This is a genomic window from Vibrio sp. 03-59-1 (assembly GCF_013114135.1).
Classification (GTDB): domain Bacteria; phylum Pseudomonadota; class Gammaproteobacteria; order Enterobacterales; family Vibrionaceae; genus Vibrio; species Vibrio cortegadensis.
Map to the genome: position 1 here is coordinate 221,416 of NZ_VTYA01000006.1, position 15,420 is coordinate 236,835.

The 15,420-nt window shown below is 42.5% G+C and carries 12 protein-coding genes; 2 read left to right on the forward strand and 10 right to left on the reverse strand.

What is annotated here, in order from left to right:
- Positions 1 to 11: 11 nt before the first annotated feature.
- From nirB to F0249_RS08405, 9 genes are all read right to left on the reverse strand, one after another.
- Complete coding sequence (nirB, locus tag F0249_RS08365) at positions 12 to 2,573, reverse strand: nitrite reductase large subunit NirB (RefSeq protein WP_171756374.1); 2,562 nt, start codon at positions 2,571 to 2,573, stop codon at positions 12 to 14.
- Positions 2,574 to 3,010: 437 nt separating this feature from the next.
- Entirely contained in the window at positions 3,011 to 4,198 is a 1,188-nt protein-coding gene (gene choV / locus F0249_RS08370; RefSeq protein WP_171756375.1) for a choline ABC transporter ATP-binding protein, read from the reverse strand.
- A gap of 2 nt (positions 4,199 to 4,200) precedes the next feature.
- Positions 4,201 to 5,043, reverse strand: coding sequence for a choline ABC transporter permease subunit (gene choW, locus F0249_RS08375; RefSeq protein WP_017052816.1), 843 nt, complete (start codon positions 5,041 to 5,043; stop codon positions 4,201 to 4,203).
- A 142-nt stretch (positions 5,044 to 5,185) separates the two neighbouring features.
- Positions 5,186 to 6,127, reverse strand: coding sequence for a choline ABC transporter substrate-binding protein (locus F0249_RS08380; RefSeq protein ID WP_171756376.1), 942 nt, complete (start codon positions 6,125 to 6,127; stop codon positions 5,186 to 5,188).
- A 29-nt stretch (positions 6,128 to 6,156) separates the two neighbouring features.
- Entirely contained in the window at positions 6,157 to 7,863 is a 1,707-nt protein-coding gene (gene betA, locus F0249_RS08385) for a choline dehydrogenase (protein ID WP_171756377.1), read from the reverse strand.
- A 30-nt stretch (positions 7,864 to 7,893) separates the two neighbouring features.
- Positions 7,894 to 9,354, reverse strand: a complete 1,461-nt coding sequence (gene betB, locus F0249_RS08390) for a betaine-aldehyde dehydrogenase (protein ID WP_171756378.1) — start codon at positions 9,352 to 9,354, stop codon at positions 7,894 to 7,896.
- Positions 9,355 to 9,431: 77 nt separating this feature from the next.
- Positions 9,432 to 10,040, reverse strand: coding sequence for a transcriptional regulator BetI (gene betI, locus F0249_RS08395; RefSeq protein WP_017052820.1), 609 nt, complete (start codon positions 10,038 to 10,040; stop codon positions 9,432 to 9,434).
- A gap of 517 nt (positions 10,041 to 10,557) precedes the next feature.
- Positions 10,558 to 11,946, reverse strand: coding sequence for a C4-dicarboxylate transporter DcuC (gene dcuC, locus F0249_RS08400; protein ID WP_171756379.1), 1,389 nt, complete (start codon positions 11,944 to 11,946; stop codon positions 10,558 to 10,560).
- Between the two features lie 445 nt (positions 11,947 to 12,391).
- Positions 12,392 to 12,997, reverse strand: a complete 606-nt coding sequence (locus F0249_RS08405; RefSeq protein ID WP_029203285.1) for an OmpA family protein — start codon at positions 12,995 to 12,997, stop codon at positions 12,392 to 12,394.
- Between the two features lie 239 nt (positions 12,998 to 13,236).
- Between F0249_RS08405 and F0249_RS08410 the strand changes: the two genes are divergently transcribed.
- Positions 13,237 to 13,863 carry a thioredoxin domain-containing protein gene (locus F0249_RS08410; protein WP_171756380.1) on the forward strand — a complete coding sequence of 209 codons (627 nt, stop codon included), beginning with the start codon at positions 13,237 to 13,239 and terminating at the stop codon, positions 13,861 to 13,863.
- 17 nt (positions 13,864 to 13,880) lie between these two features.
- Positions 13,881 to 14,354, forward strand: a complete 474-nt coding sequence (locus F0249_RS08415; RefSeq protein ID WP_171756381.1) for an FKBP-type peptidyl-prolyl cis-trans isomerase — start codon at positions 13,881 to 13,883, stop codon at positions 14,352 to 14,354.
- Positions 14,355 to 14,450: 96 nt separating this feature from the next.
- Here the strand turns inward: F0249_RS08415 and F0249_RS08420 are convergent, their stop codons facing one another.
- Entirely contained in the window at positions 14,451 to 15,410 is a 960-nt protein-coding gene (locus F0249_RS08420) for a LysR family transcriptional regulator (RefSeq protein ID WP_050988729.1), read from the reverse strand.
- Between the last annotated feature and the right edge of the window lie 10 nt (positions 15,411 to 15,420).

The window sequence follows — 15,420 nt, forward strand, 5'->3', positions numbered from 1 at the left end:
TTCTCTCGCTCTTATTCTGTTGCTGCTACGTGAAGGATATCGCCCTTCGCTTCAGGGTGTTTTTCTGTGAACGTTGCTGGGCGATGTTGTGCACGGCCATCTTTCACAAATACCACATTCTCATCACGGTCATCAGCATTGATAAAGTGAGAGAAACGCTTCAGTTGAGCTTCATCATTAATGGTGTCAGTCCATTCACAACGGAACTCTTCCACCAATTTCGCCACATCAGCTTCTAACTGGTCGTTGATACCAAGTTTGTTGTCTACAATGACTTCGCGTAGGTAATCGACACCGCCTTCAAGGTTATCCATCCATACTGATGTACGTTGAAGTGGCGCTGCTGTGCGAATGTAGAACATCATGTATCGGTCGATATACTTGATTAGTGTCTCTTGATCTAGGTCGCTTGCAAGTAAGTCTGCGTGACGAGGTTTCATACCGCCGTTACCACACACATACATATTCCAGCCTGCATCAGTCGCGATAATACCTAAGTCTTTACCTTGAGCTTCAGCACATTCACGAGTACAGCCTGACACACCAAATTTCATCTTATGAGGAGTACGGATGCCCTTGTAACGGTTTTCAAGCATCACACCTAAACCAACAGAATCTTGAACACCGTAACGACACCACGTTGACCCAACACAGGTTTTCGCCATGCGTAGTGCTTTTGCATATGCCTGACCCGTTTCGTAACCGGCAGCGATTAACTTCTTCCAAATCGCAGGAAGGTCATCTTTCTGAGCGCCAAATAAACCAATACGTTGTGCACCTGTAATTTTGGTGTACAGGTTATATTCAGCCGCAACGTCAGCAAGAACACTCAATGCTTGAGGTGTCACTTCACCACCAGCCATACGAGGAATCACTGAGTAAGTGCCGTCTTTTTGCATGTTGCCTAGGAAGTTGTCATTCGTATCATGCAGCTTAACTAGTTCTGGCTTAAGAATGTGTTCACCCCAGCAAGACGCTAGGATTGAACCAGCAAGCGGCTTACAGACTTCACAACCGTACCCTTTACCGTATTTCTCTAGAAGCTCATCGAATGTTTTGATCTCTTCGATGCGAATAAGGTGGAACAGCTCTTGACGAGAGTATGCGAAGTGCTCACATACGTCGTTTTTCACTTCAACGCCCGCTTTAGCAAGTTCTGCATTAAGAACTGAAGTCACAAGAGGAATACAACCACCACAGCCCGTACCTGCACCAGTCACCGCTTTAATATCACCAAGTGTGTGATGTCCATCAGCTACTGCTTGTGCAATCTTGCCTTTCGTTACATCGAAACAAGAACAGATAACAGCAGATTCAGGCAGTGAATCTGCACCCAATGTTGGTTTTTCTGTACCAGCATGCGCAGGAAGAATTAACGCATCAGGATGTTCAGGCAGATCAATTTCGTTCAGCATTAATTGAAGAAGATCACCATAATCAGATGTGTCACCAACCATTACTGCGCCCAGAAGTTTCTTGTTGTCTTCAGAAACAATAAGGCGTTTGTATACTTCTTGCTCTTCGTTTTGGTAAACGTAGCTCTTACAGCCAGGTGTACGGCCATTTGCATCACCAATCGAACCTACTTTTACGCCTAGAAGCTTAAGCTTCGCAGACATATCCGCACCTTCAAATTGGCTATCGTTTCCAATTAGGTGATCAACCGCAACGGTTGCCATTTTGTAGCCTGGAGCGACAAGACCATAGAAAGTACGGTTCCAAGAAGCACACTCACCAATCGCGTAGATGTTTTCATCCGTTGTTTGGCAGTGGTTGTTGATTTCAACACCGCCACGAGGAGCAATGCCTAAACCCATCTGACGAGCAAGTTTATCTTGAGGACGAATACCCGCTGAGAATACGATAAAATCTGCTTCTAGCTCAGAACCGTCAGCAAAACGCATTACGTTACGAGCTTCTGTACCTTCAGGAGCAATTTCTAATGTATTTTTACTGGTATGAACATTAACGCCCATACGTTCGATCTTCTGGCGAAGTTGATTACCACCAGCAAGATCTAGCTGTTCTGCCATTAATTTTGGCGCGAACTCTACAACATGAGTGGTTACGCCAAGCGCTTTAAGTGCACCAGCAGCTTCAAGACCGAGTAAACCACCACCAACAACAACGCCGCTTTTACTGTTTCTTGCCGTCGCTTCGATAGACTTAAGATCTTCGATGGTGCGGTACACGAAACAGTCTTTTCCATCGTTGCCTTTAATTGGCGGTACGAATGGGAATGAACCCGTCGCAAGAACCAGTTTATCGTATTGAATTTCACGACCAGTGCTTGAATACACAGTCTGCTTTTCACGGTTGATATTAATCGCACGCTCACCAAGCAAAACGTTAATGTTATGTTTTTGGTAGAAACCTTCTTTTACAAGAGAAAGTTCATCAGCGGTATGGTGTGAAAAATAAGAAGAAAGGTGCACGCGGTCGTAAGCGACACGAGGCTCCTCACAGAACACTGTGATGTCCATTTCACTTACGTCTGTTTTCTCTACTAAATCTTCGATATAGCGATGACCAACCATGCCGTTACCGATGATGACTAGCTTCATCTTGCTCATAAGAATTCCTGAAGGTTATGTTTCTTAACTGCGCGAATAATGAATTATGAAAGAAAATTAATAAATGATGTAAATCAATTACGGAAATAAACTACCCTAAAGGGGTAGTACTAAAGAGGTGCCAGCGCTCGAAAACCAACCAAACAGAGCATTAAAGCATCAGGCAATGTGAATAAATGGAAACACATGAATGAAACATCAAAGGAAATACGTTGTAAAATTTCACAAACTGAAACTTCTGAATCACATTACCCACATTGCTTTACATTCATCTATTCATACCGCAAGAATCGGAAATAAGAGCTGCAGTCATGAGTTATGAGATAGAGATAGAGATAGAGATAGAGATAGATGATGACAAAGACGGTGAGAAGTAAAATAAAAATGAGAACGAAGCCGTTCCCATTTTATTAATACTATTAGGAATAAGGTAAGTATTACGCTGCTTGATGAGGTTGAAATTTCCCTAATAGAGCATTATAAAATTCGCTGTCATTCAGCAAGCCAATTAGTTGTCCGTCTTCGACCAAAAGAATCGGATAGTCACTCAACTTTTTCAATTGGATAGCATCGCGCATACTTATATTCGGGCTAGCAGTCACTAATGTCGAGTCATGAATCTCACTCCAATCCGAGTCCTTCTCACCCCACTCGACCAGCGAATCCTCTGCAGAGTTCACAACTGCGATTCCCTCTTCTTTCTGTTCGATCCACAGCTCTTTTTGCTCACAGATCAGTAGACGATTGTTCTCTAAATTAAGTGATTCTAAAGGCTGCATCAAAGAGCGACCTTTTAGAACATTGAGAGGGTTGGTATGTGCGACAAAATCTTTCACATACTGTGTTTCTGGGTTTAATACGATATCTTCAGGTTTTCCATGCTGAATAAGCTTACCTGACTCCATAATCGCAATATTATTACCAATTTTGAGCGCTTCATCTAAATCATGGCTAACGAACAGAATCGTTTTATTCAGTTTGCTTTGCAGAGTCAGTAGCTCATCTTGCAGTTGCGCTCTAATTAAAGGATCCAATGCCGAAAATGGTTCGTCCATTAATAAAATATCGGTATCCATTGCAAAAGCACGAGCCAAACCAACACGCTGCTGCATTCCACCAGAGAGCTCATGTGGGTATTTCGTTTCCCACTCCGCTAAGCCAACCATTTTAAGCTGTTCACGCGCTTTTGCTCTGCGTTCTGCTTTTGGCATACCCTGCATTTCAAGCCCGAAAGCAACGTTATCTAACACGCTCAGCCAAGGCATTAATGCAAACTTTTGAAATACCATAGAGACGCGATTACCACGTAAATTACGCAGCGTAGCTTCATCACACTCAGCCAAATCAACGTGTGCATCTCCATCTTTCACTTCTAATGAACCACGGCTGATTTCATTTAAACCATTAACGGCTCGAAGTAAGCTGGATTTACCGGAACCAGATAACCCCATCAATACGCAAATTTCGCCCTCTTTAACGCTCAGGCTAACGTTATCAACACCAACAACCTGACCCGTTTGATCAATAATTTCCTGACGAGTTTTCCCTTCATCCAAAAGATTCAAAGCCTGTTGAGCTTGTTTGCCAAATACAACATCTAAATTTTTGATCGTAATCGCATCCATAATTACGCTTCCTTCTGGTTAGGGGTTTTACATAGACGATCCAAAATGATCGCCACGAGTACAATAGCAAGCCCCGCTTCAAAACCTTGCGAGATATTTACGGTATTTAAAGCTCTCACGACTGGTTTTCCTAGCCCATCCGCACCGACTAAAGCTGCAATCACCACCATTGAAAGAGACAACATAATGCATTGCGTTACCCCTGCCATAATACTTGGAAGTGCCGCAGGTAATTCAACCTTAAGTAATAACTTCATTCGACTGGCACCAAACGCTTTACCCGCTTCAATCAACTCTTCTGGTACTTTAGTGACGCCTAAATAGGTAAGACGAATTGGAGCCGCGATTGCAAATATAATGGTTGAAATCAGTCCTGGTACGATACCAAGCCCAAACAGTACTAACGTTGGAATTAAATACACAAACGTTGGAACGGTCTGCATGAGATCTAAAATCGGCCTCAATATGGTATAAAGCCAAGGTCGATGTGCCGCCATGATCCCTACCGGAACGCCAATTAATACGGAAATCGTTGTCGCTGCAAAGACGAGGACAAAGGTTTCCAGCATTTCTTGCCAGTAGCCAAGATTAAGGATCAACAGCAGTGCCGCGACAACAAATACCACCAAAGATATTTTGCGATGTAGATACCACGCTAGAGCAGCGGTGATAACAATAGGCACCGCTGCGGGCATCCATTTAAATACATCGACCAGAAAAAGAATCACAGTTTCGAGAAAGAATGAGATGGCATCAAAAAGACCAGCGGCGTTGATGGTTAACCAATCCACGCCCGCTTCCATCCATTGACCAAGTGGGATTTTGTTATCCGTAATAAAATTCACAATACTACCTTTATTTGTCGGGCAAACAGAACTGACCCGTGAACTTCACGATAAACACAAATTCCTCTGTGGTTACCGTGAAGAATGTAATTAACTCAACACAAACGCTACGACTAAGCGCCTTGTATTGAGGCTTCAACCGTTACGCTTTCACTTGTTTAAGATACTGAGTCACTGCTTTTTGTGCTGATTCGCCTGTTTGTGACTTCACGTTCTTCAACCACAGTTCAACTTGTTGTGGATTTTCAGCAATCCATTTTTGAGCGGCTTTTTCTGGTTTAACACTTTGATTCAAAATCGCTTCCATCAACTCATTTTCCATCTCAAGCGTGAAGTTTAAGTTTTGTAAAAGCTGACCAACATTTTTGCATTCAGACAAGTAGTCATGCCTAACGTTGGTGTAGACATTTGCTCCACCATAATTAGGACCAAAGAAGTCATCACCGCCTGAAAGGTATTCCATTTCTACATTGCTGTTCATTGGGTGTGGTGCCCAACCAAGGTATGCGATCCACTGATTACGACGCACAGCACGAGAAACTTGAGACACCATGCCCGCTTCACTTGATTCAACCAAGCTAAAGTCTTTGAGCCCAAACGCATCCGAATCGATCATCGACTGAATCAAGCGGTTACCATCATTACCCGGTTCAATACCATAAATGCGCCCTTTAAACTTCTCTGAGTACTTCGCGAGATCTGCAAAACTCTTTACGCCAGCATCGTAAACATACTTAGGAACAGCCAGTGTATATTTAGCCCCTTCTAAGTTTGCTCGAACCGTTTCAACGGTACCTGCTTCACGATATTTCGCGATGTCACCTTCCATCGTTGGCATCCAGTTACCCAAAAACACATCAATATCACCATTCGCCATTGATGAATACGTCACGGGTACTGACAATAGGTCAATCTTAGTTTTATAGCCCATGCCTTTAAGTAATTCGGTCGTTACCGCTGTAGTGGCCGTAATATCCGTCCAGCCTACATCTGAAAATCTTACCGTCTCACACTGATTTGCTGCTGCGTTAAAAGCGATTGAACTGATGCCTAATGCAAGTAAGGTCTTTGTTGTCGTTGACATAAATATTCCTTGTAATGATTACTGACTTTCTATTTTGAAGAGATCGTGTCCAATTCTCTTTCTGGTTTATTTACTCTTTGTCTCTTCTCCCAATCTGGTGCGATCCAAACCGGGACATTTTTCGCTTCAAGCAACACGTTGCCCAAAATCAAATCAGCTGCCCGCTCTGCAACCATGATCGTTGGCGCGTTTAAGTTGCCATTTGGAATGGTCGGGAAAATAGACGAGTCCACCACACGGAGTTGAGCAATCCCTCGAACTCGGCAAGCCTCATCTAAGACTGCTGTTGGATCATCATGAGAACCCATCTTACAACTGCATGATGGGTGATAAGCGCTTTCTACATTTTGCTTAACCCATTCATCTATGTCCTCATCAGAGGTGATATGCATTCCCGGTTGAATCTCTTCTCCGCGATACTCATCAAGTGCAGGCTGTGCAAGAAGTTCGCGTGTTAAGCGAATACAATCACGCCAGTCTTGGCGGTCTTGGGGTGTTGAAATGTAATTAAAACTGATCTTTGGTTTCGCATGCGGATCGGTAGACGTTATCTCCACAGAACCTCGACTCTCAGGCTTATTTGGCCCAACATGAACTTGGAATCCATGACCATCAAATGCCGCATTGCCGTCATAACGCATTGCTGCTGGGAGGAAGTGATATTGGATATTTGGCCATTTAAGCCCTTTGCGAGAACGTATAAAGCCGCAAGACTCAAAGTGATTGGTCGCACCTAAACCTTTTCGAGTCAAAATCCATTCCGCACCAATTAACCCTTTGCTGACAAGGCCTAATTTACTGTTTAGAGTGATCGGTTGAGAGCAATGATATTGAAAATAGACTTCCAAGTGATCTTGTAGATTCTGGCCAACACCAGGTAGATCATGTTTTAGTTCGACACCGGCTTGGCTCAGCACTTCTTTAGGTCCAATGCCTGAAAGCTGCAACAGTTGAACCGAACCAATGGAACCCGCACTCGAAATCACTTCTTTTGTTGCGCGAGCTTGTAGTGTTTTACCCGATTTTTCGAATTCAACGCCAACGGCCGTTTTTCCTTCCAAAATCACTTTTCGCGCGACAATTCCCGTCATCAAGGTTAAATTTTTACGCTTCATTGCACGGCGTAAATAAGCATTGGACGTCGACGCTCGTATGCCTTTTTTAACGGTCATGTGCATTGGGCCAAAACCCTCTTGCTGATAACCGTTATAATCTTTTGTTTCGGGATATCCGGCTTCTTTCCCTGCATCAATAAAAGCTTGGTAAAGCGGATTTAAAGTCATATCGTTACCGTTACAGGTACCCAACGGTCCAGTTCCACCTCGGTATTCATCCTCGCCTTGAATCCACGTTTCAGCACGACGAAAGTACGGAAGACAAGCTTGATAATTCCAGCCATTCGCACCTTTCTCTTCCCACTCATCAAAATCACATGCATGACCGCGAACATAGACCATGCCGTTGATTGATGAACTGCCACCAAGTACTTTTCCTCGTGGGCAGTGCAACTTCCGGCCATCAATGTCCTGCTCGGCTTGAGTTTCAAACTGCCACGCGTATCTTTCTGAATTCATAGGGTATGAAAGTGCGGTTGGCATCTGGATGAAGATGCTTCTATCCGTACCGCCCGCTTCTAAAAGTAGAACGTTAAATTTGCCACTTTCCGTTAACCGATCCGCTAACACACAGCCAGCCGAACCCGCGCCAACGATAATATAATCGTAGCTTTGTTGCATTGGTCGTCTCCTTGACGTTAGAAAATCGAATTAAGCGTAAGGGCTAGCATAATCACCAAGCTCAATCAGTACACTTTTCGTTTGGGTGTAATGCAGAAGGGTTTCTGGTCCATTCTCACGGCCAATTCCAGACATTTTATATCCGCCTACCGGCATCTCAGCAGGAGAATCCCCCCAAGTATTGACCCAACAGATCCCAGCTTGCATCTGATGAATGACTCGATGTGCTCTGGATAAGTTTTGAGTGAAGATCCCAGCCGCTAAGCCATAATGGGTGTCATTAGCTCGCTGAATAACCTCGGCTTCATGGCTAAACTTTAAAACGGACATAACAGGGCCGAAGATTTCACTTTGGACATGCGGCATATCATCTGTGCAATCAACAAAAACCGTTGGCGCGACAAAGTTGCCTTTATCTAAACCATTTTCTGTCACTTGATAACCGCCCGTCAGTAGCGTTGCACCACTGGCTTTTGCCGTCTCAATAGCATCTAACACTTTTCCTAAATGCTCCTTTGAGATCAGAGCGCCAATTTGAGTCTCCAAATCCATTGGATCGCCAACGGTCAGCTTTTCCGTTCTCTCTTTTAGCTGCAAAACAAAATCGTCATAAATAGACTCATGAACAAACACGCGCGTGCCATTGGTACAAACTTCACCTTGTGTATAGAAGTTGGCAACCATGGCTGCAGATACCGCATCATTCAATTTTGCATCATCAAAAATCACAAGTGGTGACTTTCCACCAAGCTCCATGGTGACCGATTTAAGTGTTTTCGCACTGTCGGCCATCACCGCTTTACCTGTTCCCGTTTCTCCAGTGAAGGAGACTTTAGCTACATCAGGGTGCGCGGTAAGCATTTGGCCTACACGGTAATCCCCTTGCACCACGTTAAATACACCGTCTGGCAGCCCCGCTTCTGTGTATATTTCGGCTAATTTCAATGCGGTAAGTGGTGTCTCTTCGGAAGGTTTGAAAACCATCGCATTACCCGCGGCTAATGCGGGTGCGGATTTCCACATTGCAATTTGAACAGGATAATTCCAAGCGCCGATGCCCGCGCAAACTCCCAAGGGTTCACGTCGAGTGTAGAAAAACTGATTGTCACTCAGTGGTTGCTGATCACCCTGCATTGCGGGAACGAGGCCTGCGAAATATTCGATCACATCGGCACCAGAAACGATATCCACTTCTAGCGCTTCTTGTAATGGTTTTCCGGTATCGGCGACTTCTAATGCTGCAAGTTCATCATTTCGCTGTCTCAGTATTTCGACGGCTTTAAGCAAAATTCGGCTGCGTTCTATAGGTGACATTCCGGACCATATAGCAAAGCCACGTTTAGCGGATTCCATTGCGAGATCAAGATCTTGTTGAGACGCTTGTCCTATCTTTGCAATCGCTTCTCCATTTGCAGGGTTATAACTGGTAAAGGTTTCAGCAGATGTTGCACATACCGCTTTACCATCGATGTATAGTGATTTCATTTCCATTTGAAGAATCTAACTTATTTTAATTTTGTGAATGAGTGATGTATTAGAAGTAACTGACTCGATACGTTCTTAAATCATCAAGAATTCATCGATTGTTGGGAATAAAAGGTGAGTTGTTTATCTAAGTAATCGTTGATGATTTCAGTGGCTTTCTCTCCATCAATACCATCAGGGTTGAGTGTGCCCCGCAGCCATATACCATCAATTAATGAAGCCACCCCGTGAGCCACGAGATCTGCTTGTTCAATTGGCAATAATGCTTTCAACTCAATTTTAAGATGTGACAATAGACGTTTTTCATTGACCCGTTGTAAGCGTTTAAGCTGAACGTCATGCATTGAATAAGACCAGAATGCTAACCACGTTTTCGCTACTTCATTTTTAACTTGATAGCCTTCGAAATTACCTTTAATGATCGCGTTGATCCGCTGATGGTGAGCATCCACAGGCAGTAATTTCAATTGGGAAGTGATACTGGTGGACAGCTGACGAAGGATCTCTCGCATCGTCTCTTCAAGCAGGCCGTGTTTGCCGCCAAAATAGTGATTAATGATCCCAGTCGACACACCAGCTTCTTTGCTGATCAACGAAATACTCGCGCCATGAAGCCCTACTCGATCTATCACTGCCATCGTCGCTTTAACAAGTTGCGGTTTGCGAATATCTGGCATTCCAACCTTGGGCATTTCTGAACCTTTTATTTTTTATTGAACGGTCAATTAAGTATAAAATGCCAGAAAAATAGTTAGAGTACAAATTATTATTTCACCAAAACATTACATCTCACAACATACAAGCGCCACAAAATCACATAAAGGCAACATTTAATACTTATATTCAGAACGTAAGCAGAGCCATTAATTTCTTTAATTACAACAATATAGAAATGATACTGAATATTTACAATGTAAACCCAGAAAGAACAACAGGATGAAAAATCATTAGACTACGAATTAATTACTTTGTAACAAAAACGGTTCCACTAACTTCATATAAGACACGTATTAAAGAAACATTCATCTGTTCAAATGGTGTTTTACTGGCACAAAAAAGCCCCAGTATCTAACTGAGGCATATAAGTTACAGGCATTAAAATCTGCCGTTCTCACCATTCATTGATTGTATATTGTCTGATCACCCTAAATCAAATTGCACTAAATCAGGTTCCAATCTTGATTCTCAGCAAGAGTCATTTTGAGGATGCTAAAAACTAATGATACTGACAAATACAGAGATGAGGATCCCGCCGACCATTGGAATCGTTGTTCTTTTTGCAAGTTCAAATGGTGAGACATCTGCAACGCCCGCAATGGCAACCATGTTAGGTGCGATTGGTGAGATATTACGACTCATCCCGGCAACAAACTGCATCGGTAACAGCATCATCACTGGTGCAATGCCCATCTTACCTGCGATTTCAGGAACTAAATTGGCAAACGAGAAAAATGCCGCATTACCTGACCCCATTAAAATAGCTGAAACCATAATGATTGCGACCATCACAATCGTCATAAGTACTGGGCTAAATCCAGCAGATTCGGCTGCATTTACAATCACATCGATGGCACCAATGGTTTTCAAACCTTGCGCAAAAACTTGGCCTGCAACAATGAATGTCACAACGTTAGCAAACTGACGCCCCATCCCATCGAAGAATATTTGAATAGAATCAACGACCGCTTTAGCATTGTCACGACGGACAAATTCAAATCCTAGAGTGATGACAATAGAAACGAGCATTGCAGTAGTCACGTCCATTTTAATGCTACTTATCATTAATTTACTGAATGTAAAAATAAGCACTAAAGGAATAACCGGTAAAATAGCGTAGATGGTAGGCGCAATCGCTGAGCTTTCTTCGCTTACAGCCACAGTTTCTGATTGCTCATTCAAATGGCGATGTTCACTTGCGATATGGCCACTTTTTACATCAAAATACTTTTGTACCAGTACATGAAGAACAGCAATAACAGTTAATGCAGCAAGCGCAACCGTCAATTGATATTGCACAACGTAATCAACAACATCTATGCCAATGATCTCTGCTGCAAAGTTCACGTTACCTTGACCCGGTCCCATCTCTACCGCAACCGCAGTCGCAATAGGCGCACATGCAGACAAACGACTTAAACCAACACTTCGCATTAATGGATATAGCGTCACCATTAGTAGTACACCTAAACCAGATGCACTTGTAATGAAAATAGAAAGAAACTCACCAATAATGAAACACATCGCCATAAACAGGTAAGGCATATGCTTAATGTGAGTTAGCGGACGAGTGAGAACACGCACCAATGCCTCTGATGCACCAATCTCATGCATATAAAAAGCAAAGCCGGCAATCGCCATGATTTTCAGACCTAAACCGGCGCTCTGACTTGAAAAAGTGAGCTTAATAAAATGGAAAATATCAAGCCATTGAGACCCCGTAGAAGCACTTTCTGGTAGTGGCAAATCCTGCCCAATTAGCATTGCTGAAACCATCAAAACAATACCACCAGCAATTAAGATGGCTTGAGCCTTGTATCCCTTGAGTACAAAAGTCGCAACAAGCCCTGTCACGATCAGAGATATAATAATAGATAACATATAAATTCCCGAATAAAGCCCTAAAAAAAATCGATTCGCGCGGAGTTTATATTAAGAATTTTGACAATAATGTGATATTTGCTCGGAATATAAATTTATATGACATTAAATGCTTACATTCCAAATATCGAATATTACATTGCATATATATGCATAAAATATAATAGATAACGTGTTCTCTAGCACTTTAAATATTACTCAATTGTTGTAGCGCTACAATTAAAATCAGACCAACGATGTACTTTGCCCTATTATTTATTACTAACTAATTTATAAACCAACTGTATTTACCTAATTAATGCGCGCAACTTTATAAATAGAAAATGTACAATCATAAAGCGAATGGTTTTTTGCTACAAAAAAGCCCCTAAACGTCAGTCTAGGGGCTTTTTGAATTCTTTGGCTTTTTAGATATTTTTTAAGGGGGGATAGTGGATCAGCTTTGCTAATTCGCAACGATCAGCATCAATTCAACTCTACGATTACACGCTTTGCCCACTTTAGATTGGTTTGAGCACGCTGGTACATATTCACCATAGCCACGGGTGTAAATTGAATTCATGGCGACTTTTTGCTTCATCAAAGACAACTTCACCTGCTTAGCTCGCGATTCTGAAAGCCCATCGTTTAATCTATTGCTCCCAGTATTGTCAGCATGTCCATCAATAACAATATCAATTCCTGGTTGGCGCGCTAAGTAGCTTCCCAACTCATTTAGCCACTGCTCTGAGTAACTTGAAACCGTTGCAGAACCCGATTCAAACTGAATACGGTTTTTTAGTCGAACCATCACGTAGTTACCAGGAAGGACTTCGTAATCAATACCACGAGTCGCTAAGAAGCTTTCTAATGAACTGTAGGCCGATGGACGCTGTTGACCTTGTGGGCCACCTACTGTGTGTTTCTTTTTCGTAGGCGAAACCACTCCCCGATCAGGGTATAGCAACTCTCCATCGTGTTGAGGCGCAGCATCCAGTAATCCGCCATACATGGTTGGCATGCTACTGCATCCTGATAAGAGAATACCTAAAAAGACAGCTATGTATTTCATAATGCACCACATTCCAATTCAGCTCTATGAATGACTTACTTATATATCGACCACAGCGGTAAAACTTTAAGCATTTTTTTGCTACTTAGTTCGTTTTTATCACGTTTCTAAACCGATCGAATCAAACGTTCTTAGATGACAAAATAGGCCGTCATTTGCAACAAGTTACAAAAAAACCAGTATCGATCTAATGACTTAGTAGGTAAAATCCAAGCATCATATTTTTTAAAAAGAATCCTATGTTTAAATTAATCTCAAGATTGTCAGCACTTGTTCTTGCTAGCTTCTTATTACTTGGCTGCTCAGAAAACAGTGTTCCTCAAGAAGGTTCTCAATTTCAAAGACTTCCAAATGATGTTAGCAGCTATGATGTCGCCCCTTTAACTGAAGTCTTCTCCCTTTCCTGCGGACACTGCCGTAAAATGGAAAACTTTATACCTCAGATAGAATCTTTGACTTCTCAAAAAGTTGATAAGCTACATGTTACTTTTAATGAGAATGCTCAAATTGCAGCAATGATCTACTACACCGCCGTAATGCAATTAGACGCTACACCTGATCACGCATTTATGGATGAACTCTTTGCAGCCGTACAAATGGGTGAAGGTTCGACAAATACAGAGCGTCAAGCCGCTATTGAGAAAGCATTTCAAACTCGTGATCTTGTGAGCCCTTATCAACTGAATAAAGAGCAACAGACCACGCTATTTACTTACTTAGAAAAAGCTCAACACGTATCGGTTGCTGGCGAAATCAATTCTGTACCAACTTTTATTGTTAAAGGAAAGTACCAAGTATTGACCGCTGGACATGACAACATTGAAGCTATCGCCCACACTATCTCTTACCTTCTGACTCAACCATAATAGTTAAGGACATCATTATGACTAAGTTTGTATTCCCAATTATCATTTTCCTACTTGCTGGATTCTTTATTTATCGCACATGGAATAATCACAAAGCTGCTGATATCAACTTTCAAATTGGCCAAGATTTCTTGGTAGAAAATGGAAAGAAAGAAGGGGTAATCACAACGGAAAGTGGCCTGCAATACCAAGTGTTACAAGAAGGTACTGGAACTGAGCACCCAACAGCTAAAAGCCGCGTGAAAGTGCATTATCATGGCACCCTAATGGATGGTACTGTCTTTGATAGCTCTGTAGAACGAAATGAGCCAATCGCATTTGGTCTTAATCAAGTCATTAAAGGCTGGACAGAGGGTGTGCAGTATATGGTTGAAGGTGAAAAGATTCGCCTGTTTGTACCAAGCACCTTAGGCTACGGAAAAAATGGTTCTGGCCCAATTCCGCCAGCAACGGTACTTATCTTCGATATTGAACTGCTTGAGATTCAATAATCAGCACGAGCTTAGTTCAATAGCAAAATACAAATGGCCCTAATTCAGGGCCATTTGTATATTTAATAAGCTCTATTGTGCCTGACGTTGATCGAATCAAAACCCCCAATCTGATGACGAAATATCACCAGATGCCAAATCGATAATTAATTCACGTAGCCATTTGTGGCTAGGATCATTATCAAAATGTCGATGCCATAACAGCGAATAACCGCCCGGTTCTAATTTAATCGGTAGAGGTTTTGCCACTAGATTATTATTTTTAACGAGCATCTTCACGGCAGACGCCGGATAGCACATCAAAAGATCACTCTGTTCACACAAAGCGATGGCGCTTTGAAGATCAGACACATTCACCGCACTATCCAGCTTCTTGCGTTCAAGATCGAGCACCTCTTTAAGCAGCCATCCACTGACACCACCGATAGTCACTTCTAAATGCCTATATTTCAAAAACGTTTCTATATTCCACTCTTCATTTAGTGCAGGATGCCCCTTTCGCATCAAACAAACAGAATAGTCACGAGCAAGTTCAACATAGCGAAGTTCATCTGGAATCGTCATGTAGTGAGATTTTGCGCGCTCATCCCACTCGTAAATTCCAATGGCAAAATCAATTTCGCACCTCAATAAGCGATGTAAACTCTCGTCACTCCAAGTTCGGCTATTAATGCTGATCCCTGGGGCTTGCTTAAGGAGACTCGGCATAAAACGGGAATAGGTTGCGGCATAAGCACTTTCAACTAAATCAAAATTGAAAGTTCGCTGGCTTTTTTCAGGTTCAAACTCAGTTGGAATAGCAAGCTGATCAATTCGACGTAAAATTTCATGAATACTGGGTTGCAGTGCTAATGCTTTCGGTGTGGGATGCAAACCTTTAGCAACCCGCTCAAACAGGGGATCATTAAAGGTTTCTCTTAGCTTTGCTAACTGCTTACTAACCGCAGACTGACTAAGGTACAGTCGTGCAGCGGCAGCGGTTACACTTCGCTCTTCTAGTAGTACCGCTAATACTCGTAATAAATTCACATCAAAGTTCTTCACTAGAAAGCACATCCTATTCGTA